14 protein-coding genes are annotated in these 23058 nt (G+C 73.5%); 8 read left to right on the top strand and 6 right to left on the bottom strand.

Annotated features, from left to right (window positions below; genetic code table 11):
- Positions 1-68: 68 nt before the first annotated feature.
- From ACWD0J_RS16430 to ACWD0J_RS16420, 3 genes are all read left to right on the top strand, one after another.
- Entirely contained in the window at positions 69-1550 is a 1482-nt protein-coding gene (locus ACWD0J_RS16430) for an MFS transporter (RefSeq protein WP_451496533.1), read from the top strand.
- 99 nt (positions 1551-1649) lie between these two features.
- On the top strand, positions 1650-5024 hold the full coding sequence (locus ACWD0J_RS16425) for a pyruvate carboxylase (RefSeq protein ID WP_451496486.1): 3375 nt from the start codon (positions 1650-1652) through the stop codon (positions 5022-5024).
- A gap of 445 nt (positions 5025-5469) precedes the next feature.
- A complete protein-coding gene (locus tag ACWD0J_RS16420) occupies positions 5470-7110 on the top strand; it encodes a cellulase family glycosylhydrolase (protein ID WP_451496485.1) in 1641 nt (546 codons plus the stop codon).
- A 210-nt stretch (positions 7111-7320) separates the two neighbouring features.
- Here ACWD0J_RS16420 and ACWD0J_RS16415 read toward each other — a convergent pair whose 3' ends face one another.
- Complete coding sequence (locus ACWD0J_RS16415; protein WP_451496484.1) at positions 7321-7902, bottom strand: TetR/AcrR family transcriptional regulator; 582 nt, start codon at positions 7900-7902, stop codon at positions 7321-7323.
- 216 nt (positions 7903-8118) lie between these two features.
- On the opposite strand from ACWD0J_RS16415, the gene ACWD0J_RS16410 reads away from it, so the two are divergent.
- The 4 genes from ACWD0J_RS16410 to ACWD0J_RS16395 are packed head-to-tail and all read left to right on the top strand — an operon-like array spanning position 8119 to position 13040.
- The gene (locus tag ACWD0J_RS16410; protein ID WP_451496483.1) at positions 8119-8673 is read left to right on the top strand and encodes a (2Fe-2S)-binding protein; all 555 of its coding nucleotides are present in this window, start codon (positions 8119-8121) and stop codon (positions 8671-8673) included.
- Complete coding sequence (locus ACWD0J_RS16405) at positions 8670-9662, top strand: FAD binding domain-containing protein (protein ID WP_451496482.1); 993 nt, start codon at positions 8670-8672, stop codon at positions 9660-9662. Before ACWD0J_RS16410 ends, ACWD0J_RS16405 begins: the two co-directional genes overlap by 4 nt.
- Positions 9659-11776: a xanthine dehydrogenase family protein molybdopterin-binding subunit gene (locus ACWD0J_RS16400; protein ID WP_451496481.1), complete on the top strand. Its 2118-nt coding sequence runs from the start codon at positions 9659-9661 to the stop codon at positions 11774-11776. The genes ACWD0J_RS16405 and ACWD0J_RS16400 overlap by 4 nt, the downstream gene beginning before the upstream one ends.
- Positions 11769-13040 (top strand): XdhC family protein, encoded by a 1272-nt coding sequence (locus ACWD0J_RS16395; RefSeq protein ID WP_451496480.1) that lies wholly within the window; start codon positions 11769-11771, stop codon positions 13038-13040. Before ACWD0J_RS16400 ends, ACWD0J_RS16395 begins: the two co-directional genes overlap by 8 nt.
- Here ACWD0J_RS16395 and ACWD0J_RS16390 read toward each other — a convergent pair.
- The 5 genes from ACWD0J_RS16390 to ACWD0J_RS16370 all read right to left on the bottom strand — a co-directional run bounded on the left by ACWD0J_RS16390 (position 12941) and on the right by ACWD0J_RS16370 (position 22144).
- Complete coding sequence (locus tag ACWD0J_RS16390; protein ID WP_451496479.1) at positions 12941-13756, bottom strand: response regulator transcription factor; 816 nt, start codon at positions 13754-13756, stop codon at positions 12941-12943. The two genes, ACWD0J_RS16395 and ACWD0J_RS16390, sit on opposite strands and share 100 nt — an antisense overlap.
- 230 nt (positions 13757-13986) lie before the next feature.
- A complete protein-coding gene (locus ACWD0J_RS16385; protein ID WP_451496532.1) occupies positions 13987-16902 on the bottom strand; it encodes a glycosyl hydrolase 115 family protein in 2916 nt (971 codons plus the stop codon).
- Between the two features lie 482 nt (positions 16903-17384).
- A complete protein-coding gene (locus ACWD0J_RS16380) occupies positions 17385-18869 on the bottom strand; it encodes a C40 family peptidase (RefSeq protein ID WP_451496478.1) in 1485 nt (494 codons plus the stop codon).
- Positions 18870-19487: 618 nt separating this feature from the next.
- The gene (locus ACWD0J_RS16375; RefSeq protein WP_451496477.1) at positions 19488-21662 is read right to left on the bottom strand and encodes a hypothetical protein; all 2175 of its coding nucleotides are present in this window, start codon (positions 21660-21662) and stop codon (positions 19488-19490) included.
- A 92-nt stretch (positions 21663-21754) separates the two neighbouring features.
- The gene (locus ACWD0J_RS16370) at positions 21755-22144 is read right to left on the bottom strand and encodes a DUF5997 family protein (RefSeq protein ID WP_451496476.1); all 390 of its coding nucleotides are present in this window, start codon (positions 22142-22144) and stop codon (positions 21755-21757) included.
- 58 nt (positions 22145-22202) lie between these two features.
- Between ACWD0J_RS16370 and ACWD0J_RS16365 the strand changes: the two genes are divergently transcribed.
- Positions 22203-23006, top strand: coding sequence for a LysR substrate-binding domain-containing protein (locus ACWD0J_RS16365; protein ID WP_451496475.1), 804 nt, complete (start codon positions 22203-22205; stop codon positions 23004-23006).
- The last annotated feature ends 52 nt before the right edge of the window (positions 23007-23058 follow it).

Here is a 23058-nt window from a genome sequence, read left to right as displayed (position 1 = left end):
GCAGTGACCCGAGACCGACTTCCGCGCCCCAGGCCGCCACCCCGGAACCCGGCGGTGGCGGGAACACCATGGCCCTGCTGGTCATCGCGTCCTGTCAGCTGATGGTGGTCCTGGACATCACCATCGTGAACATCGCGCTGCCGGACATCCAGCGCTCCCTGGGCTTCTCCACCACCAGCCTGGCCTGGGTGGTCAACGCGTACACCCTCACCTTCGGCGGTCTGCTGCTGCTCGGCGGCCGGACCGGCGACATCCTCGGCAGGCGGCGCGTGTTCGTCTTCGGCGTGCTGCTGTTCGTCCTCGCCTCCCTGCTCGGCGGGTTCGCGCAGAACGAGCCCCAACTCCTCGCCGCCCGCGCCCTCCAGGGCGTCGGCGGCGCCATCGCGTCCCCGACCGCGCTGTCCCTGGTCAGTACGACCTTCCGCGAAGGCCCCGAGCGCAACCGGGCGTTCGGCGTCTTCGCGGCGGTCTCGGCGGGCGGCGGAGCGATCGGGCTGCTCGCGGGCGGGATGCTCGTGGAGTGGCTCAACTGGCGGTGGGTGCTGTTCGTCAACGTCCCCATCGGGCTGCTGATCGCGCTCGCCACGCCCCGCTGGATCAGGGAGTCCGAACGCCACCCGGGCCACTTCGACATCACCGGCGCGCTCACCTCCACCGTGGGCATGGTCCTGCTGGTGTACGGGTTCATCAGGGCCGCGCAGGAAGGCTGGCGGGACGCGCTCACGCTGGCCTCGTTCGCCGCGGCCGTCGTCATCCTGGTGGGGTTCGTCCTGATCGAGCGGCGTTCCCCCCAGCCGATCACGCCGCTGCACATGTTCGCCGACCGCAACCGGGCGGGCACGTACGGGATCATGCTGTGCCTGGCCGCCGCGATCTTCGGCATGTTCTTCTTCCTCACGCTCTTCGTGCAGAACGTGCTGGACTTCAGCCCGCTGGCCACCGGGATCGCCTTCCTGCCGGTCAGCGCGGTCATCGCGGTCGGCGCCGGCCTGGCCTCACGCTTCCTGCCCGCCTACGGGCCCAAGCCCTTCATGGTGGTGGGCGCGATCCTCGCCGCCGTCGGCCTGGCCTGGCTGACCCTGACCGACGTCCACTCCACCTACGCGGGCAGCGTCCTCGGCCCGATCCTGGTGTTCAGCCTGGGCATGGGCATGGAGTTCGTCTCGCTCACCCTGATGGCGCTCTCCAACGTCTCCGTCCGGGAGACCGGCGCGGCCTCCGGGCTCCTCAACGCCACCCAGCAGGTCGGCGGCTCGCTCGGCCTGTCGATCCTGGTCACGATGTTCGGCACGGCCAACACCAACGAGGCGGAGAAGCAGATACCGCGCTTCCTGGCCCAGGCGACCCCGGCCGAGCGGCTGCGCTTCGAACGCACCGGGCAGCTGCCGCGGCCCTGGGCCGACGAGGTCCTCACCGCGGGGATCTCGGCCTCCTTCGTGGTGGCCGCGGTCTTCACGGCGGTGGCCGCGCTCCTCGCGGTCCTGGTCATCCAGGTCCGCCCCGCCGATCTGGAGCGTCTCAAGGGCGGGCCGGGGCCCGGGCCCCTCTGAGTTCTGCGACACGCCGGGCACGTGACCCGGGTCTCATGGCACCGCCGGGGTATAGCCGGGACCATGGTGTTCTTCACCGGCAGGCCGAAGGGATCGGGAATGCTCCGCAAGGTACTGGTCGCCAACCGTGGTGAGATCGCGATTCGCGCGTTCCGCGCCGGCTACGAGGTGGGCGCGCGGACCGTCGCCGTCTTCCCGCACGAGGACCGCAACTCGCTGCACCGGCTCAAGGCCGACGAGGCCTACGAGATCGGTGAACCGGGGCACCCGGTGCGGGCCTACCTGTCCGTCGAGGAGATCATCCGCGCGGCCCGGCTGGCCGGCGCCGACGCCGTCTACCCGGGCTACGGGTTCCTGTCCGAGAACCCCGACCTCGCGCGCGCCTGCGAGGAGGCGGGCATCACCTTCGTCGGGCCGAGCGCGCAGATCCTGGAGCTGACGGGCAACAAGGCGAGCGCGGTGGCCGCCGCCCGCGCGGCCGGCGTACCGGTCCTGGGCTCGTCGGCGCCCTCCACCGACGTGGACGAACTGGTCCGCGCCGCCGAGGACGTCGGCTTCCCGGTGTTCGTCAAGGCGGTCGCCGGCGGCGGCGGGCGCGGCATGCGCCGGGTCGAGGAACCCGCGCAGCTGCGGGAGTCCATCGAGGCGGCGGCCCGTGAGGCGGCGTCCGCGTTCGGCGACGCCACCGTCTTCCTGGAGAAGGCCGTCGTCGAACCCCGCCACATCGAGGTGCAGATCCTCGCCGACGGCCACGGCGACGTCATCCACCTGTTCGAGCGCGACTGCTCGGTGCAGCGCCGCCACCAGAAGGTGATCGAGCTGGCGCCCGCGCCGAACCTCGACCCGGCCCTGCGCGAGCGGATGTGCGCCGACGCCGTCCGGTTCGCCCGGGAGATCGGCTACCGCAACGCGGGCACCGTGGAGTTCCTGCTCGACCGCGACGGCAACCACGTCTTCATCGAGATGAACCCCCGCATCCAGGTCGAGCACACGGTCACCGAGGAGGTCACCGACGTCGACCTCGTGCAGGCGCAGCTGCGGATCGCCGCCGGCGAGTCGCTGGCCGACCTCGGCCTGTCCCAGGAGACCGTCACCCTGCGCGGCGCCGCCCTCCAGTGCCGGATCACCACCGAGGACCCCGCCAACGGCTTCCGCCCGGACACCGGCCGGATCAGCGCCTACCGCTCACCCGGCGGCTCGGGCATCCGTCTCGACGGCGGCACCACCCACGCCGGTACGGAGATCAGCGCGCACTTCGACTCGATGCTGGTCAAACTCACCTGCCGGGGACGGGACTTCACCACCGCGGTCAACCGCGCCCGGCGTGCCCTGGCCGAGTTCCGCATCCGGGGTGTGTCCACCAACATCCCGTTCCTCCAGGCCGTCCTCGACGACCCGGACTTCCAGGCGGGCCGCGTCACCACGTCGTTCATCGAGCAGCGCCCGCACCTGCTGACCTCCCGCCACTCCGCCGACCGCGGCACCAAGCTGCTCACCTATCTGGCCGACGTGACGGTGAACAAGCCGCACGGCGAGCGGCCCGACCTGATCGACCCCGTCAGCAAACTCCCGCGCGTCGCGGACACCGTGCCCGCCGCCGGATCGAAGCAGACGCTCACCGAACTCGGCCCGGAGGGCTTCGCCCGGTGGCTGCGCGAGTCGCCGACCATCGGCGTCACCGACACCACCTTCCGCGACGCCCACCAGTCACTGCTCGCCACCCGGGTGCGCACCAAGGACATGCTCGCCGTCGCCCCGGTGGTCGCCCGGACCCTGCCGCAGCTGCTGTCCCTGGAGTGCTGGGGCGGCGCCACCTACGACGTCGCCCTGCGCTTCCTCGCCGAGGACCCCTGGGAGCGCCTGGCCGCCCTGCGCGAGGCGGTGCCGAACCTGTGCCTGCAGATGCTGCTGCGCGGCCGCAACACCGTGGGCTACACGCCGTACCCGACCGAGGTGACCGACGCCTTCGTGCAGGAGGCCGCGCGCACCGGCGTCGACATCTTCCGGATCTTCGACGCGCTGAACGACGTGGGCCAGATGCGGCCCGCCATCGACGCCGTACGCGCCACCGGGACGGCCGTCGCCGAGGTGGCCCTGTGCTACACCTCCGACCTGTCCGACCCGAACGAGCGCCTGTACACGCTCGACTACTACCTCCGACTGGCCGAGCAGATCGTGGACGCGGGCGCCCACGTGCTGGCCGTCAAGGACATGGCGGGCCTGCTCCGTGCCCCGGCCGCCGCGAAGCTGGTCTCCGCGCTGCGCCGCGAGTTCGACCTGCCGGTGCACCTGCACACCCACGACACCGCGGGGGGCCAGCTCGCCACCTACCTGGCGGCGGTCCAGGCCGGCGCGGACGCCGTGGACGGGGCGGTGGCGTCCATGGCGGGCACCACCTCGCAGCCGTCGCTGTCGGCGATCGTGGCCGCGACCGACCACTCCGAGCGGCCCACCGGCCTGGACCTGAAGGCCGTCGGCGACCTGGAGCCGTACTGGGAGAGCGTCCGCCGGATCTACGCCCCGTTCGAGGCGGGCCTCGCCTCCCCGACCGGACGCGTCTACGACCACGAGATCCCCGGCGGCCAGCTCTCCAACCTGCGCACCCAGGCGGTGGCGCTCGGCCTCGGCGACCGCTTCGAGGACATCGAGGCGATGTACGCCGCCGCCGACCGCATCCTCGGCCACCTGGTGAAGGTCACCCCGTCGTCCAAGGTCGTCGGCGACCTGGCCCTGCACCTCGTCGGCGCGGGGGTGGCGCCCGAGGAGTTCGAGGCGACGCCCGAGAAGTTCGACATCCCCGACTCCGTCATCGGCTTCCTGCGCGGTGAACTGGGCACCCCGCCCGGCGGCTGGCCGGAGCCGTTCCGCAGCAAGGCGCTCCAGGGCCGCGCCGAGGCCAAGCCCGTGCAGGAGCTGACCGCCGAGGACCGTACGGGACTGGAGAAGGACCGCCGCGCGACCCTCAACCGGCTGCTGTTCCCCGGCCCGACACGCGAGTTCGAGACCCACCGGGACACCTACGGCGACACCAGTCTGCTGGACAGCAAGGACTTCTTCTACGGCCTCAGGCCCGGCAAGGAGTACGCCGTCGACCTCGATCCCGGTGTGCGGCTGCTGATCGCGCTGGAAGCCGTCGGCGAGGCCGACGAGCGGGGCATGCGCACCGTGATGTCCTCGCTGAACGGCCAGCTGCGGCCCATCCAGGTCCGGGACAGGGCGGTCTCCTCCGACATCCCCGCCACCGAGAAGGCCGACCGGACCAACCCCGGCCATGTCGCCGCGCCCTTCGCCGGAGTCGTCACGCTCACCGTCGCCGAGGGCGACGAGGTGGACGCCGGTGCCACGGTCGCCACCATCGAGGCGATGAAGATGGAGGCGGCGATCACCGCGCCCCGGGCCGGACGGGTCTCCCGGCTGGCCATCAACAAGATCCAGCAGGTGGAGGGCGGCGACCTGCTCGTCGAGATCGCGTGAGCCGGGCCGGAGCCGCCTGACCCGTACCGCGGCGCACCAGCGGAACACCGGCGCCCGCTTCCGCGGGTCCCCTGCCGTTGCGGCCCCGCCCGAGTCGTCCCAGCCTGGACGCGTGTCTCCCTCGGCTGGGACGGCTTCCGAGGCCGACGGCACCGCCTGACCGGCCTGCTCACGGGGCGGACGTACGACCGCGAGGGCGGCGAACCGGCCGGCCAGGGGCTGTCCGTGGCCCTGGACGCCTGGCGGTGCCACGTCCTGTCCGTCCCGGCCGCCGACCGGCCAGCCGTGTAACGGCGGGCGGCTTCGGCTGCGCGAAGTCTTGACGTGTACCCGACCCAATGGCTTCATGGGAGCGCTCCCATCATGTTCCCACACCTCTATCGATGCCTGAGTCTCTTGGCGCTCACTCCCCTCTGGAGCCGCAGTGAGATCAACAAGAAGCACGATGCGCACCAACCCCCTGACCAGGCTGCTGGCCGGGCTCGCGACCCTCGTCGGACTCGCCGTCCTCGGCGTGCTGTGCCCGGCCGTCGCCCACGCCCAGTCGACCGGAGCCAAGGCCACCGGCCTGCACATCAGCGACGGCAGGCTGCTGGAAGGCAACGGCAACGACTTCGTCATGCGGGGCGTCAACCACGCCCACACCTGGTACCCGAACGAGACGCAGTCGCTGGCCGACATCAAGGCGCTGGGCGCCAACACCGTCCGCGTCGTCCTCGCCGACGGCCACCGCTGGACCGCGAACAGCGCGGCCGACGTGGCGAACGTCGTCGCCCAGTGCAAGGCCAACCGGCTGATCTGCGTCCTGGAGGTGCACGACACCACCGGCTACGGCGAGGAGGCCGCGGCCGGGACCCTCGACCACGCGGCCGACTACTGGATCGGCCTGAAGAGCGTGCTGGCCGGCGAAGAGAACTACGTCATCATCAACATCGGCAACGAGCCGTGGGGCAACACCAACCCGGCCGGCTGGACCGACCCCACCATCGCCGCCGTCAAGAAACTGCGCGGCGCCGGATTCGAGCACACGATCATGGTGGACGCGCCCAACTGGGGCCAGGACTGGCAGGGCGTCATGCGGGCCAACGCCCAGGCCGTGTACGACGCCGACCCCACCGGCAACCTCATCTTCTCGATCCACATGTACAGCGTCTACGACACCGCCCAGGAGATCACCGACTACCTGAACGCCTTCGTCAACGCCGGACTGCCCCTGGTCATCGGTGAGTTCGGCGGGCCCGCCGACCAGTGGGGCGACCCCGACGAGAACACCATGATGGCCGCCGCCGAGCAGCTCGACCTCGGCTACCTCGCCTGGTCCTGGAGCGGCAACACCGACCCGATCCTGGACCTGGCGATCGGCTTCGACCCGAACCAGCTGAGCTCCTGGGGCGAGCGCATCTTCCACGGGGCGAACGGCATCGCCCAGACCTCCCGGGAAGCGACGGTCTTCGGCGGCGGCAACCCGGGGGACACCCAGGCCCCGACGACCCCCGGTACCCCGGCCGCCTCCGCGGTGACGGCCACGTCCGCCACCCTGACCTGGACCGCCGCCACCGACAACGTCGGCGTCGCCGGCTACGACGTCGTCCGCGTCAGCGGCAGCGCGGAGACCAAGGCCGCCGCCGCCACCGGCACCTCGGTCACGGTGACCGGCCTCACCGCCGCCACGGCGTACAGCTTCGCCGTCTACGCACGGGACGCGGCCGGGAACCGCTCGGCCCGCTCGGCGACCGTGAACGTCACCACCGCGAGCGCCCCCGGAGGCACCTGCTCCGTCGGCTACCGCGCCACCAACGAGTGGTCCGGCGGCTTCCAGGGCGAGATCGTCATCCGCAACACCGGCACCACCGCCGTCAGCGGCTGGACACTGGCGTTCACCTTCGCGGGCGGCCAGACCGTCACCAACATGTGGGGCGGAACCGCCGCCCAGAGCGGCGGCTCGGTCAGCGTCACCCCCGCCTCCTACACCTCCACCATCGCCGCGAGCGGCTCGGTCACCCTCGGCTTCATCGGCACCAAGGGCGCCGGAAACCCGGCCCCGACCGCGTTCACCCTCAACGGCACTGCCTGCACCGTTTCCTGACGGTACGTCACCGGCCGGCGGGGGACCGCACGCCCCGCCGGCCGGCGCACCGCCGCCCCGGACCCGCGTCGGACGCGAGCCCCGCTCCGGCGGGCCGGGCGCGCCCGCACGCACGGGCGAAGGCGGCCGGCTCCCCGTCGCCGCGACCGGATCCGCGGCGCCCGAGGCGCTCACCGCGACCGGATCCGCGGCGCCCGCGGCGGGCCGGCCCTATCGCCCGGGGGCTCCCGCGCGCAGGCCGTCCATCACGAGGTCCAGCAGGCGGGTCGCGCGCGGTTGCCAGTCACCTCGCGGGTCGATCTGCCACAGACCGGCGATGGCGAGAAGGAAGTCGTCCGCGGTGACTCCCGGACGGATCGTGCCGGCTTCCTCGTTGGCGCGGAGCAGCAGTTCGGCCGCGTCCGTCACCGGTGCGTGCCCCGGTTTCGCCGCCTGCCCCGAAGCGCTCATGACCTGGCGGATCGCGTCCGCCAGGCCGGCCTTGGCCATCGCGAACTGGGCGAGGCGGTCCATCCACTCGCGCAGGGCCCGGCCGGGCTCCCTCGTGTCGAGCAGGACCGCCGCGCTGTCGGCGACCTGCTGCATCTCGTGGCGGTAGATCTCCAGGACCAGTGCCTCGCGGTTGGGGAAGTTGCGGTAGAACGTGCCCTGTCCGACGCCCGCCTTCTTGGCGATCGCGCTCAGCGGGGCGTCGGCGCAGCTGGTGAGCTCGGCCAGCGCGACCTCCAGGATGCGCTCGCGGTTGCGCTGCGCGTCCGAGCGCAGGGGCGCGTCCTTCTTCTGCTGCCGCACTCGTCCTCCTCGCGGGCCCGTGTCCGAAACCCGCCCCTTGCTGACCGGACAACTGTCCACTACGGTCGTGCTGTAGCGGACAGCTGTCCGCTTGAGTCCACTCTAGCGTCGGCGCGGCTGACGTTCACCCCCGCACCCACCGATACGCCTCCCGCGTACGTCTGACTGCCGGTTCGTTCCGCCGGCGTACTCCGGATATGCGAAAGAAGACCGATCATGGGCCCAGCCCCTTCAACGACGGACAGCTCCGTCACCCTGCGCATCAACGGCGAGAAGCACACGCTGTCCGTCGACCACCGCACCACCCTGCTCGACGCCCTGCGCGAGCGCCTCGATCTGACCGGCACCAAGAAGGGCTGTGACCAAGGCCAGTGCGGTGCCTGCACGGTACTGCTCGACGGCCGCCGGGCGGTGTCCTGCCTGCAACTCGCCGTGGCCGCCGAAGGACGGGAGATCACCACCATCGAGGGCATGGCCGAGGGCGGGCGACTGCACCCGGTGCAGCAGGCGTTCCTCGACCTGGACGGCTACCAGTGCGGCTACTGCACGCCCGGCCAGATCTGTTCGGCCGTCGCGGTGATCGAGGAGCACGCGGCGGGCTGGCCGAGCGCCGTCACCGACGACGTCCGGCCCGAGGCCGGACCGCCGCCCCTGACCGCCGACGAGATCCGGGAGCGGATGAGCGGCAACCTGTGCCGCTGCGGCGCGTACGTCTCGATCGTCGAGGCGGTCGCCCGCGCCGCCGCGGACCGGACGGAGGCGGTGGCATGAGGGAGTTCGACTACCGGCGCGCCCTCGACGTCCCCGGCGCCCTCGCGCTGCTCGACGCCGACCCCGACGCCCGCTTCCTCGGCGGCGGCACCAACCTCGTCGACCTGATGAAGACCGGCGTCGAGCGTCCCGCCCGGCTGGTCGACGTCCGCGAACTCCCACTGGACGGTGTCGAGTCCACGGACGGCGGCGGGCTGCGCATCGGCGCGACCGTCACCAACAGCGACCTCGCCGCCCACCCCCTGGTCCGCCGCCGCTACCCGGCGCTGGCGCAGGCCGTGCTGGCCGGGGCCTCCGGGCAGCTGCGCAACATGGCCACGGTCGGCGGGAACCTGCTCCAGCGCACCCGCTGCGGCTACTTCAGCGACGTGACCAAGCCCTGCAACAAGCGCGTCCCCGGCAGCGGCTGCCCCGCCGTCCAGGGCGAGCACCACAACCACGCCGTGCTGGGCGCCTCCCAGCACTGCGTGGCCACGCACCCCTCGGACATGGGCGTCGCGCTGGCCGCCTTCGACGCGGTCGTCACGTACGAAACGGCCGACGGGCCGGGCGGGGTGCCGCTGAGCGACTTCTATCTGCCGGTGGGTGACACCCCGCACAAGGAGACCGCCCTGCCGCCCGGGGCACTGATCACCGGCGTCACCCTGCCCCCCGCCCCGGTCGCCGCCCGCTCCCGCTACCGGAAGGTACGCGAACGGGCCTCGTACGCCTTCGCGATCGGCTCGGTCGCCGCCGCGCTCGACGTCCAGGACGGCGTCGTACGCGAGGTGCGCCTGGCGTTCGGCGCGGTCGCGTCCCGGCCGTGGCGGGCGCGGACCGCCGAACGCGTCCTGTCCGGCGCGCCGGCCGACGCCGAGACCTTCGCCGCCGCGGCGGACGCCGAACTGGCCGCCGCCGAGCCGCTGCCCCACAACGGATACAAGGTGACCCTCATGCGCAACCTCGTGGTGGCCGTGCTGACCGAACTCACCGAGGAGGCCGCCCGATGACCACGGCTCCCACGGCCCGCAGGAACTCCGTCGGCACCGCGCACACCCGCGTGGAGGGCCGGGACAAGGTCACCGGAGCCGCTCGCTACGCGGGCGAGATCCCGTTCGCCTCACTCGCCCACGGCTGGCTGGTGCTGTCCACCGTCGCCCGGGGCCGCGTCCGCGCGCTGGAGGACGCTCCCGTCCTCGCCATGCCGGGCGTGGTCGCCGTCCTGCACCACGGGAACGCCCCGCGCGTCCACAGCGACTACGTCGGTCTGCTCGGCCTCCCGGACCGCACCGCGGCCGTCTTCCAGCAGGACCGGGTGCCGCACGTGGGCTGGCCGGTGGCCCTGGTCGTCGCCGACACCTCCGAACAGGCCAGGGAGGCCGCCGAAGCGCTCGTCGTGCACTACGAGACGGAGCCGCACGACGTCGACTTCTCCGGCGAGCATCCCGACGCGTACCCGCTCGACGCCCACATGCCGGCGGTGGCGGAGAAGGGCGATCTGGAGGCCGGGCTCGCCGCGTCCGCCGTCGTGGTGGACGCCGAGTACACCACCCCCGAAGAGCACCACAACCCCATGGAACCGCACGCGGCGACGGCCCGCTGGGACGGCGGCCGACTGGAGGTCGTCGACTCCAACCAGGGCACCACCTGGGTCGCGGGCGAACTCGCCCAGATGTTCTCGCTCGACCCGGCCGCGGTCCGGGTGCGGTCCGAGCACGTCGGCGGCGGCTTCGGCAGCAAGGGCCTGCGCGCCCACCAGGTGGCCGCCGTGATGGCCGCGACCGTGCTGCGGCGCCCGGTGCGGGTGGTGATGACCCGCCGGCAGATGTTCTCGCTGGCCGGCTACCGCAGCCCCACCCGGCAGCGGCTCAGGCTCGGCGCCGACGCCGACGGGCGGCTGCGCGCCCTGGAACACCGCTCCCTGAGCGTCACCTCCACCGTCCACGAGTTCATCGAGCCGGCCGCCGCGGTGGCCCGCACGATGTACGACGCCGACGCCCACCACACCGTGAACCGGGTGGTACGGCTCGATGTGCCGACCCCGACCTGGATGCGCGCGCCGGGCGAGGCACCGGGGTCGTTCGCGCTGGAGTCGGCGCTCGACGAACTCGCCGAGCGGTGCGGCATCGACCCGATCGACCTGCGCGCCCGCAACGAGCCCGAGCGGGGCCCGGTGTCCGGGCTGCCGTTCAGCGGACGCAACCTGCTCGCCTGCTTCCGCGAGGGCGCCCGCAGGTTCGGCTGGGCCGACCGGGACCCGCGCCCCGGGCTGCGCCGTGACGGACGCCTGCTGCTCGGCACCGGCACCGCCGCGGCCTCCTTCCCCGCGGGCGCCGCACCGTCCACGGCGGCTGTGACGGCTCAGGCGGACGGTACCTTCACCGTGCGGATCAACGCCGCGGACATCGGCACCGGGGCACGGACCGCGCTCACCCTGGTCGCCGCCGACGCGCTGGAGACGGCGCCGGAACACGTCCGGGTGCGCATCGGGGACAGCGACCTCGGGCCCGCGTTCATCGCCGGCGGCTCGATGGGCACCCGCTCCTGGGCGTGGGCGGTCACGGCCGCCGCCGCCGAACTGCGGGAACGGCTCGCCCCCGGCACCGGCATCCCGCCGGAGGGGATCACCGTACGGTCCGACACCACCGAGGCCGTCGGCGCCCTCGCCCAGACGGAACGCCACTCCTACGGCGCCCAGTTCGCCGAGGTCGCCGTGGACCCGGCGACCGGCGAGGTGCGGGTGCGCCGCATGCTCGGCATCTTCGCGGCCGGCCGGATCGTCAACCCGCTCACCGCCCGGGGCCAGTTCGTCGGCGGCATGACCTGGGGCATCTCCATGGCCCTGCACGAGGAGGCGGTCCGGGACCACGCCTTCGGCGGCCACTACGGCGCCGACCTCGCGGGCTATCACGTCGCCTCCCACGCCGACGTCCCGTCCCTGGAGGCCGACTGGATCGACGACCCGGACCCGGACGACCCGGTCGGCATCAAGGGCATCGGCGAGATCGGCATCGTGGGCGCGGCCGCGGCGATCGCCAACGCGGTGTGGCACGCGACCGGCGTACGCCACCGCGATCTGCCGATCCGGCCCGACCGCGTCCTGCGGGCGGGCGGACATGCTTGACATCGCCGCGGAGCTGACCGGGTGGGCCGAGCAGGGACGCGAGTTCGCCGTCGCCACCGTGGTGGCCGTCGGCGGCAGCGCTCCGCGCGGAGTCGGCGCCGCCCTCGCGGTCGACAGCGCGGGCACGGTGATCGGCTCGGTGTCCGGCGGCTGTGTGGAGGGGGCGGTGTACGAGCTGTGCACCCGGGCGCTAAAGGACGGCCGGACGGTCGTCGAACGGTTCGGCTACAGCGACGAGGACGCGTTCGCGGTGGGCCTGACCTGCGGCGGGATCATCGACATCATGGTCACACCGGTCGGCGCGCAGGCCCCCGCCAGGCCGGTGTTCCGCGCGGCGCTGTCGGCCGCCGCCCGGGGCGAGGCGAGGGCCGTCGCCCGCGTGGTGCGCGGCCCCGCCGAACTCCTCGGCATGGCCCTGGTCGTGCGGCCCGACGGGTCGTACGAAGGCGGGCTCGGCGGTACGGCGGAGCTGGACCGTGCGGCGGCGGCCGAGACCCGGGCCCTGCTGGACGCCGGCCGGACCGGAACGGCCGAGCTGCCGGCGGACGGCTCCCACTGTCCCGGCGGACTGACCCTGCTCGTCGAGACGAGCGTGCCGCCGCCCCGCATGATCGTCTTCGGTGCGATCGACTTCGCCGCGGCGCTCGTGCGGGCCGGCACGTTCCTCGGCTACCACGTCACCGTGTGCGACGCCCGCCCCGTCTTCGCCACCCGGGCCCGTTTCCCCGAGGCCGACGACCTCGTGGTCGACTGGCCGCACCGCTATCTGCGCGGCACCGCGACCGACGGGCGCACCGTCCTGTGCGTGCTCACCCACGACGCCAAGTTCGACGTGCCCCTGCTGGCGGAGGCGCTGCGCAGGCCGGTCGCGTTCGTCGGCGCGATGGGCTCACGCCGGACGCACGCCGACCGCGAGCGCCGGCTGCGCGAGGTCGGGCTGACCGACCGGGAACTGGCCCGGCTGCGGTCGCCGATCGGACTCGACCTGGGTGCCCGTACGCCCGAGGAGACCGCTGTGTCCATCGCGGCGGAGATCGTCGCGCTCCGGCGCGGCGGAACGGGCGCGCCGCTGACCGGTTCGGGGACGCCGATCCACCGCGACGGTCCGGCCGCGGCCCGGACACCGTCCCCCGCGGACGGGCCGGCCGGCTCGGCGATCCCCGCTCATACCGACGAGGCGGACCCGGACGGTGCGGGGACCAGCCCGAGCCGCTGGGCACGCAGCACCGTGCTGACGCGGTCGTGCGTCCCGAGCTTGCGGTAGATGCTGGCGACGTGCTTGTGCACCGTACGCTCCGAGATGCCCAGGCGACGGCCCATGGCCGTCGCCGTCAGGGCCTCGGCCAGCAGGAACAGCACGGTCGTCTCCCGGGGCGTCAGACCGTGGGCCGCGTCCGGTGCGCCGGCGGCAGCCGGTGTGTCCGGCCCGGTGGTCAGGCGCTGCCACTGTTCCAGGAGCCGCCGCTGCTGCTCGACGGCGGCCAGCAGCGGCTGCACCCGCTCGGCGATCCGGACGTGGTCGTCGGTGAAGTCCCGGCCGGAGCGGTAGACGAGGCATCCCGTGATCGGCGCGGCCGACCGCGGCAGCGGGATCCCCAGGACGTGATCCGCGTCCAGGAGGTCGCCGATCATCCGCGCGGTCGCACTGCCGGGCCACGACGGTCCGGCCGCCTGACGCGCGGTGACGGGCGTCCTGTCCGGCCCCGCCGCGTAGTGCCGCGCGAACGGGTATCCGGCGCGCAGCAGCCCCATGGCCTCCTCGCCGAGCCGGCCGAACTCCTCGGCGGCGCCGGGCGACACGCCGACCGTGCCCGCGCTCTCGTTCCAGTCGTCCAGCTTGTAGATCACCGCCTCGGCGCCCAGCAAATCCGGCAGAGCGGTCGCGAGCAGGGGCCACAGCCGCTGGGGTTCACGCTCGTGCAGCGCCGCCACCGCCACCGACGTCATGCGCTCATAGGCCCCGCCCAGCCCCTGTGCCATGTCCCTCTCCGTGTGTCCGGCCCGTCCGCGTACGTACTTGTACCCATACCGGCGCAGTCTCTCGTCGGCCCACAATCCAGTCGAGCGACAACGACGTTCTCGGATGTACTCCAGCACACGGGCGCTCCGGCGCACGAAGCGGGGGCAACAGGCCGCGGCCGTCACCCGGCGCGGCCCCTGAGAATCCGGGTGGGCCGCCGGCGCGGGGGACCGGCGGCCCACCCGGTGTCCTACCGGGCGGGCGCGTCCAGGCCCGGCGCGGGAGCGGGGTCCGGGTTGTACACCGGGTGGTAGCTCTCCGGCGGTGCGAGGTACGTGGCGGGCAGACCGCCGGTGTCGACGACGATCTGGTCCACGGCGATGGCGGCGTCGACCATGAACAGCCGCAGCACGTGCTCGCCGGGCTCGGCGACGGTCACGGTGGCGGTCAGCTTCTCGACGCCCTCCTCCACGTTGCGGGCCCAGGCGTCCCCCCGGTTGCCGGTGGCGATCGCCTGACCGGACAACACGGTGGCCGGCTGGTCGTCGACGGCGACCGCCACCCGGCGCAGCCCCCGCTCGTCCAGCGAGGGCAGCCGGAAGACGGTCACGGGGAAGCTCCCGGCGCTCACGAACCGCACCCGGTACCGCAGCTCCGGCGCCCGGCTCGCGAAGTCCCCGGTGACCGGCGCCGCCGTCGACGGCACCGCCTCCACGGCCCCCGTACGGCGGCCCAGCCCGCGCACGGTCCGCCAGCGGGCCCCGCCGCGCGCCACCCGCCGCTCGGTGTGCACGGCGTCGATCGACACGTACCCGTGGGCCTCGACGAACCCCCGTGCCCGGGCGCGCTCCCGCTCTCCGCCGTTGACGACCCGCAGCGGCACCTCGACCCGCCGCCCGGCGCCGCCGACGGTGACCGCGGCCTCGTGCGTGCCCTCGGGCACCCGCGCCCAGTCGACCTCCACCCACACCCGGACCTGCTCGGTGACCGAGCCGCCCGCCGCGCTCAGCCGCACCCACGGGTGACTGACCTCGGCCGTCCAGTCCACCGGCAGGAAACCGGTGCTGAAGACGTCCACGAAACGCCGGTCCCGGGTGAAGGAGGAGAAGGACAGCGGCCGGTCCGTCCCGGTCTCGTTGCCCTCGGCGGCCACGCCCAGCCCGGAGGTCTCCTGCCGGGTGATCCGGGTGACCGCCGGCCGGCCCGGCGCCTTCGGGATCTGCGAGGGGTACGGGTTGACGATCCCGTCCCACTTCCCGCCCGCCACCTCGGCGTTGTACCGCCTGGTGATCGCCGCCTCCTCGGCGTGCGCGGCCTCGGCCAGGTCCGCGAACCGGTTCGTCCCGGCCCCGCGTCCCTGCCGGACGGCGAGGGCGTTGCGGTCCGCCCAGTAGTACTTCAGGTTCATCAAGCAGGCCCCGTGCACCGGGTATTCGACGAGTTCGTAGTACGCGTCCCGACAGGCCGCGGGCAGCTGGGCGCCCAGGGCCCGGACCCGCTCCAGCAGCCGGTCGTAGGCGGCCAGCCGGCGCCCGGCCTCGTCGCCGTGGTGGACCACGGAGAACATCTGCCGGTCGATGAACTCCGGCCGCCGCTCGGCCGCGAGGCGGTAGTACTCGGTGCGGATCGCGGCGATCTCCCGCCCGTGGCGGTGCCCGAACTGCCGCCCGTACCACTCGGCGAGGAAGTCCTCGACGTCGTCGGCGCCCCACCGGTCCACGTCCCAGGCCATGTCCATCGCGAAGGACAGCCCGGTCTCGATCGACTTGACGTCCCCCACGTTGAAGATCCACATCCGGTCCACGCCGTGCTCGTACACCCGGCGCAACTCCTGCCACACCTTGGCCAGTTGCGTGGTGTCCAGCCACAGGTAGCTGCGCGGGCGGCCCCAGTAGGAGAGGTGGTAGTAGATGCCGTTGCCGCCCGGGCGGGCGCGCTCCGCGTCGTCCGGCAGCTGACGCATGTTGCCGTGGTTGTCGTCCGGCCAGATCAGCGTGACGTCCTCGGGAACCCGGACGCCCGCGTTGTACAGGTCCAGCACTTCCTTGTACGGGATGAAGATCTGCGGCCCGGCCGCCGCACCGACCTCCTCCGCGAGGATCCGGCGCTGGTCGGCGATGATGTCGTTCATCACCACGACCTTCTCCGGGACGGTCGTCGCGTACCTCGTCTCCAGCGCGCTGTCGTGCAGCCCGCGCATGCCGAGCGTCCAGCTGCTCTCGTACGCCGCGTTCTGTCGCGCCCGGGCTCTCCAGTAGTCGGAGATGACACCGGGGTTCACGGTGTAGTCGTACACCGGCGGGCTGCCGTCCGCGCCGGGATGCTCCGTCGCCCACGGTTCCCACTCGTGGACACCGTTGCGCAGCAGGGCCTCCGGGTGGCTGGAGCCGACGACGATGCCGTAGCGGTCGGCCAGTTCAGGGTTCTCGCGGTGCTTGTTGAAGAAGTCGGAGTACGGGTGCATGGCGGGCCACAGGTAGTTGGCCTTCAGGCGGAGCAGCAGCTCGAAGACCCGCTGGTACGTCTCGGGTCCGATGTTCTTGTCGGGCTCCTGGGTGCGGCGCGACCATGTGGTCAGGTTCTGCTCGTCGTTGATGAAGACGCCGCGGTAACGCACGGACGGCTCGTACCGCTTGAGGGGACCCGCCGGCACGGTCACGGTGTCGCGGTGTTCGACGGGCACGTCGGCCCACCAGTACCAGGGCGAGACCCCGATGCGTTCCGAGGTGTCGTAGACGCCGTAGACCGTGCCGCGCCGGTCACTTCCGGCGATCACCAGGGCGCGGTCCACGCCCGGCAGCGGGCGGTCCACCACCTGGGTCACCGAGGCCTCCCAGCGCCCCCGCACCCCGGAGACGTCCAGGCGCCGGTCCGCGACCAGCCGGTCGACGACCGGGCTCGCGCCGAGGGTGCCCACCACGACCAGCAGCGCCGCCCGTCCGGGCAGGGCGTGCCGCAGCGCGGGGCGTACGCCGGTGACCCGTTCCACGTCCGCCTGGAGGTCCCCGGCGGCGCGGATCACGGCGGGGTCGTCCGCCGCGTCCACGAACACGTCGACGGCGGCGCCGTCCCGGACCAGCGGGAACGCCGGGCGGCCCGACGGCGCGGCCTCGGCGGAGGCGGGCAGGACCGCCGGCAGCAGCGGTGCGATGCCTGCGGCGGCCATGCCCCGCAGGAACGCCTTGCGGGTGGGCGACGGGACGGACGACGGCATCGGCGACGGGACGGTCGACGGGATGGTCGACTGCGCGGGGACGTGCGGTTCGTGGTGCGGCACGAGACGCTGCCTTTCCGCGCCGGCCCGCGACGGCTGAGGGTGCGGGCCGGCGGCGGAACCGAGCGCATGGACGGTCGAGAGGGCCGGAGAGCTGCGAAGAGGGCACGTGGTGCTGCGGGTACGTGGTGCTGAGGGCACGTGTGCTGTGGGCACGTGTGCTGTGGGCACGGGCAGGCTAGAAAGCGCTTGCTGTGCACCCTAGGTCAGGGGCGCAGGGGGCGTCCAGAGGCTTGCGGGAGTGGTGGGAGGGGGAGGGCGCGGCCGAAGCGTGGGGCCGGTGGGGGGAGAGGGCAGTCACGGGGAGGAGAGACTGAGCACTCCGAGCAACGTGACAGCAGGGGCCGGCAGACCAGAAGCGGCCCTACACCGGCTCAGGCCGGTCGCACCGCGCCGCGGATCGTCGACTCGCCGGCGTAGTAGACCGACTCCTCGCGGATGTACGTTCCCGGGCCCGGCGCGTGGATCATCATGCCGTTGCCGATGTAGAGGCCCACGTGACTGAGGTCGTCGTAGAAGAGGACCAGGTCCCCGACCCGGACCTCGGCGAGGGAGACGGCCGTGCCGGCGCCTGCCTGGGCCTGGGCGGAGCGCGGGAGTTCGACGCCGGCGGTCTTCCAGGCGGCCTGGGTCAGACCGGAGGGGTCGTACGATCCCGGCCCGGCAGCGCCCCAGACGCACGGGCGGCCGATCTGGGCACGGGCGAAGGCGAGCACCTTGGCGGCCTTCAAGTCGTATCCGGCGTCCACGGCATGGCCGGCCACGACGGGCGCGGTGACCGGGGCGGCGGGCAGGTGCGTGGCGGGGGCGGCGGAGGCCGGGGCGACGGGCGGCCCGGGGGTGAACGCGGGGGCCGGCTCGACCGGCGGACCGGGGACGGGCGCGAGTGCCGGGTCGACGGGCAGGCCCGAGGCGAAGGCGGGCGCCGGGTCGGCGGGCGGAGCCGGGCTGGGCAGGGGGCTCGGGGTGACCGGCAGATCGGGGGCGAGGCCGGTCTGCGGCAGCGGCTCCCACGCTCCGGTGTCCCACGTCGCGGTGTCCCATGCCGCGGTGTCCCACGCGCCGGTGGCGGTGTGTGCCGGTTCCGCCGGGGTGCGCCAGACGTCCTCGGCCGGCCGGGGCTCGATCGCCGCGGGCGGCGTGCTGAGCGGTGCCGTGGGAGCCGCCAGCATCTCGCGGGCCTGGGCGAGCTTGCGCTGGTTGCGCAGCTTCGTGGCGCGCAACGACGACGGCCCCGAGCCGGCGGCGGAGGCGGTGGACGCCGCGGGCAGTGACGTGGAGGTGTCCCGCGAGGGCTCCGGCGCGCCCGGCAGGGCCGGGGCCGATCGGGCGGTCGAATTCAGGGCGGATCTGACGGTCGGCTCGGGGGCGGCCCGGACGGCCGCCTTCGGCCCTTCCAGGGCGAGGGCGTTCGTCGGCCGCTCCGCCGGGCGGGGCGGACGGGTCGGCCGGACCGGCATCCGGGCCGCCGGGACGGTCGGGCCCAGCTTGGCGCGGGCCACGTCGAACCACTGCCGGGCCACGTCGGTGAGCGCGGGTGCGGCCGCCTCACGGGTGTCGCCGGAGACCGAACCGGCTCCTCGGCGCTCCGCGTCGGCCGACGCGGCGGAACGCTGGCGGGGGATCGCCGCCGCGCGGGTCGCGTTGTAGGTTCCCGTGTCGGTCTCGGCCCGGTTGTAGAGGTTGTCGACCCGCTGCCGGACCTCGTCGCGGCTCGGCCCGTCGTCCCCCGCCGCCGGCGCGGCGCCCGCGGTCTGCGAGAGCAGGGCCACAGAGGTGAGAGCCGCCGTCGCAAGCGCGGAGTTGCGCATGCCCGGGAGGCCGCTGCCTCCGGGGCGCGAGGTTCGTTCCGGCGCCATGGGAGCCGTACTCCTTCCGTACCGGGGCCGCGCTCCGCGGCGGGTTCGCCGGAGGGAGTCGCGTGACCCGCGGCTCAACTTAGCCAACTTGTGTGCCTGCCGTGAAGATTGACGTGTTAAATGTCCGATACGTATCTGTGACCTTCGTCCCTTCGTCACGCAAGGAGGCATGGATGCGTCATCTCGTGTCTCTCCGCCACGCGAAGGCGGATGCCGAGGTGCCTGCGGTGCAGTCCTGGGCCAGCCCGAACGCCGGGCCCGGCAGCCGCACCGTCGAGGCGCTGTTCGGCTGTCCCGCCTCGACCGGATCCAGGAAGGCTGCCAGGAGGCGGCGCCGCTCGCCGACGGCTGGCCGGACCGCGTCGGCCTGCACCAGCTCTCCCGCTCCCGGTGCACACCGTGCCCTTCGGCCGCGCGCGGCTGCGCCGCGCAGGCCCCCGGACAAGCACGAGCGGCCCTGGCGCGCTGACCTGCCGCGCCCGGGCCGCCGTTAGAAACACGCCGTACGGAACACCGTGCGGCGTGACGTGGAAGGCGAGGAAAGCGAAGGGACTGTTTTCATTGAGTTGAGATGAGAAGGAAGCCCCTTCATGGCCTCGCCGTGATCGACGGTAGCAGTCAGTCCGGGATCAGGTCGCGCAGATTTTCGAGGGTGATGATCCGGGAATCCGGGTGCAGCCCCTCCGGGCGCTCCAGACCGACGTAGGTGACCGGCCCGTCCGGGACCGACGTGCCGTCCCACAGCGTCACCCCCGCCGTGCCGCCGTCGGCCATCAGCCCGGTCAGGTAGCGCACCGTCAGCTGCTCGCGCTCGACGATGCCGCGCACCAGCGTCGCGACCGACACCTGGTTGTCCTCGACCCTGTTGGACGTCGGCGTGCCCTTCAGGTACAGGTGCAGCCACTTGGCATGCCACCGGCCGTCCTCGCCGCGCCGGAACACCAGCGGCAGCGCCACCCGGCCGGGACCGCGCAGCTCCGACTTCATGCGCACCGTGCGCGGCTCGAACGGGCGGCCCGCCTGCTCGGCCTCGCGCAGCATGAACCCGAAGAACGACTCCTCCACCTCCTCGAAGCCCTCGCCGGAGTAGATGTTGACCTGCGGGACGACGAACGTGCCGCGCACGGCGCCGAGGCGCAGGTTGATGAACTCCGAGGCCCCGTCGGGTGCTTCGACGAGGTCACCGGAGTGTTCGCCGTCGACCTCGGAGAGGCTGGTGTACGACAGCCAGGAGACGGTCTCGTAGCCGGCGTCCAGCATCAGCGCCGACAGGTCGTAGTCGGTGGTCCGCCCGGTCTCCTTCCAGTACACGAAGAAGCGCAGCAGCTCACCGTCGACGGGGGAGACCGACCCGCGCGGCAGCACACCGAGGCCGGCCGCCGTGGCCCGCCCGCTCAGCGGCAGCGCCACGTCCAGGATGTCCGGGTCGACCAACAGGCGGCCGGGGCAGGGGAGTCGGCGGCGTATCTCCGCGTCGAGCGCGGCGATCAGGCGCCCGCGGACGGCCGACGGCACGGGCGGACGACGGTCGGCGGCGACCCACGCCCGGCCCAGGCGGTTGACGAACACGCGTCGTTCGCCGCTCTCCCGCTCCCGGTTGTGCAGGTGCTCACGCACCGACAGCACGACCCGGCCGGAGACCGACGGCGCGACCCGCTCGGCGGCGGCCACGACGGCGTCGCGCTCCCCCTCTGTGGCGGCCGTGCGCAGCAGCCGGTCCAGCGCGCGGAACAGCCTGCCCGGCGCGGCCGTCAGCAGTTCGGCCGCCGCGGTGACGTCGTCCCGGCCGAGGAGCTCCTCCACCCGGCTGTCGAACGAAGGGGCCTTCTTCTCGCCGCGCGCGACGGCGAACACCTCGGCCGCGTGCGGCCGGTCCGGGTACTCGTGCGGGTGCAGCCGCTCACCGAGCCGCTTGAACGCCTCGCGGTGCGCGGACACGTCGGCGAGCTTGGCGGGCGCCGCGGCGACCACCCCGTCCAGGGCCGCCATCAGGGCGCGCCGCACCGGGCGGGACAGCGCCCGGAACCGCGTCGGCTCCTGAAGCGTCACGTCACCGCCGGACAGCGCGCACGCCAGCCGCAGCACATCGGTGACGGTGTCGAGCAGCAGATCCGCACCCACCCGCAGACGGGCCTGATTGACGACCGCGCGGTTCTCCCGGACCGGGACCGCCTCCGGCTGCGGCCCGTCCGCGCAGTGCGCCGCGAGCGCCTTCAGGTCGGCGAGGTCCTGCTCGCCCAGCGGGGTCGCGCTGCCGGCCAGGGCCAGGTACAGGGCGGTCACCTCGTCGTCCGCCGTACCGCCCAGGTGCAGGACCGTCAGCCGGTCGCCCGCGGTGGCGATCAGCTCGTCGTGGGCGGCGAGCATCTCGGCGTACGTGTGCCGGTAGCGGCCGTAGGAGGGCAGCGTGAGCAGGTCCAGCACGCCCCTGCGCAGCTGCCGGAGCGTGCCGGCGCGGGTGGGCCGGTCGTCGAGCGCCTCGCGGACGCAGCGCATCCAGAAGCCGGACGTGTCCGGCACGTTGGCCGGGAAGTCGACGAAGTAGACGTTGTGCGCGACGTGGTCGCCGGCCATCTCACGGACGGTGCGCAGCGTCCGTACGGCGGTGTCGACGACCGTGCCCTCAGACAGCCCCGACAGGTGCTCCAGCAGCCCGGCCGAGAGCTTGAACCCCACGGTGATCAGCGCGGCGTCGAACTGCCGGGCCGCGACGGAGCCCTCCCCGGCGGGTCCCGTGGGGGAGGGGAGACGGTGCGTGTGCCGGACGACCAGCGGTTCCAGAGGGTGGACCATCCCGGCATGATCGCAGGGCGGCACGGGCCGGCGCACAGGGGTTTTCGCGCGGGCAAGGGCCTCCCGTCAGCACGGGAGGCGTCCGGCAGGGGTCAGGAGGTCTCGGCGGCTTCGGCGTTCTTCTGCTTGAGACGCGCGGCTTCCTTGCGGACCTCGGCCTGCGTGGCGCGCTCCTTCTCCAGCCACTCCGGCCGCTCCTCCTTGAGCGCCTCGATCTGCTCGGTGGTGAGGGCCTCGGTGACCCCGCCGCGGGCCAGGCCGGCGATGGAGACACCGAGCTTCGCCGCGACCACCGGGCGCGGGTGCGGGCCGGTGCGTCGCAGCTCCCGCAGCCACTCGGGCGGGTTCGCCTGCAGCTCGTCCAGCTCGGCGCGGGTGACGACGCCGTCCTGGAACTCCGCTGGGGTGGCCGGGAGGTACACACCCAGCTTCTTCGCCGCGGTCGCGGGCTTCATCGTCTGGGTGCTCTGGTGCGACTTCATGGTGTCCAGACTATCGACCGCGCACGAGCCCTCCGACCACCACGGGTAGCCTGGCGAGGTGACAGGCTCTGCGGCTTCCCCTTCCTTCCGGCTCGCGTACGTCCCCGGGGTGACCCCCGGCAAGTGGGTGCGGACGTGGAACGAGCGCCTGCCCGACGCGCCCCTGGAACTCGTCGCCGTGTCCGCCGCCGAGGCACCGGAGGCCTTGCGCGACGGGCGGGCGGACGCGGCACTCGTACGGCTCCCCGTCGACCGTACGGTCCTCAGCGCGATCCCCCTCTACACCGAGACGACGGTCGTCGTGGTCCCGAAGGACCACGTGGTGACGGCGGCGGACGAGGTGTCGTGCGCGGATCTCGCCGACGAGACGGTGCTGCACCCCCTGGACGACGTCCTCGACTGGGAGCGGCCGCCGGGGGAGCCCGCCTTCGAACGGCCGGCCACCACGGCCGACGCCGTCGAGCTGGTGGCCGCGGGCATCGGCGTCCTCGTCGTCCCGCAGTCCCTGGCCCGCCTGCACCACCGCCGTGACCTCACCTACCGTCCGGTCGTCGACGCCCCCGCGTCCGAGGTCGCCCTGTCCTGGCCCGAGGACGCGACCACCGACCAGGTCGAGGACTTCATCGGCATCGTCCGGGGCCGCACCCCGAACAGCACCCGGGGCCGCGCCAAGCCCCCGGCCGAGACCGGCGGCAAGCGCCCGGAGAGGAGCGCCCCCCGTAAGCCCCACGCGACCTCCCGAGGCGGCACGGGAGCCTCCGGCGGCAGCAGGGGTGGTACCGGACGGGCCGGCGGCAAACGCTCCGGGGGCACGGGCGGCACGAAGGGCACCCGCCGCGGCAAGCCCCGCCGCGGTCAGTAGCCGCAGGCCCGGACGGCGGCCCTCCGGCGCGGTGCCCGGCCCGCCCGGACCG

This window comes from Streptomyces sp. NPDC003011 (genome assembly GCF_053591515.1).
Note: the sequence above shows the minus strand (reverse complement) of the source record. Positions and strands in the feature narration are given on the sequence as shown.

Excerpts from the sequence above, each read along its gene's own strand:
- ACWD0J_RS16390 (WP_451496479.1), bottom strand. The coding sequence starts at position 13,756 with ATGGCACAGGGGCTGGGCGGGGCCTATGAGCGCATGACGTCGGTGGCG.
- ACWD0J_RS16395 (WP_451496480.1), top strand. The coding sequence starts at position 11,769 with ATGCTTGACATCGCCGCGGAGCTGACCGGGTGGGCCGAGCAGGGACGC.
- ACWD0J_RS16430 (WP_451496533.1), top strand. The coding sequence starts at position 69 with ATGGCCCTGCTGGTCATCGCGTCCTGTCAGCTGATGGTGGTCCTGGAC.
- ACWD0J_RS16425 (WP_451496486.1), top strand. The coding sequence starts at position 1,650 with ATGCTCCGCAAGGTACTGGTCGCCAACCGTGGTGAGATCGCGATTCGC.
- ACWD0J_RS16375 (WP_451496477.1), bottom strand. The coding sequence starts at position 21,662 with ATGGTCCACCCTCTGGAACCGCTGGTCGTCCGGCACACGCACCGTCTC.
- ACWD0J_RS16405 (WP_451496482.1), top strand. The coding sequence starts at position 8,670 with ATGAGGGAGTTCGACTACCGGCGCGCCCTCGACGTCCCCGGCGCCCTC.
- ACWD0J_RS16420 (WP_451496485.1), top strand. The coding sequence starts at position 5,470 with ATGCGCACCAACCCCCTGACCAGGCTGCTGGCCGGGCTCGCGACCCTC.
- ACWD0J_RS16385 (WP_451496532.1), bottom strand. The coding sequence starts at position 16,902 with ATGGCCGCCGCAGGCATCGCACCGCTGCTGCCGGCGGTCCTGCCCGCC.
- ACWD0J_RS16410 (WP_451496483.1), top strand. The coding sequence starts at position 8,119 with ATGGGCCCAGCCCCTTCAACGACGGACAGCTCCGTCACCCTGCGCATC.
- ACWD0J_RS16370 (WP_451496476.1), bottom strand. The coding sequence starts at position 22,144 with ATGAAGTCGCACCAGAGCACCCAGACGATGAAGCCCGCGACCGCGGCG.
- ACWD0J_RS16400 (WP_451496481.1), top strand. The coding sequence starts at position 9,659 with ATGACCACGGCTCCCACGGCCCGCAGGAACTCCGTCGGCACCGCGCAC.
- ACWD0J_RS16380 (WP_451496478.1), bottom strand. The coding sequence starts at position 18,869 with ATGGCGCCGGAACGAACCTCGCGCCCCGGAGGCAGCGGCCTCCCGGGC.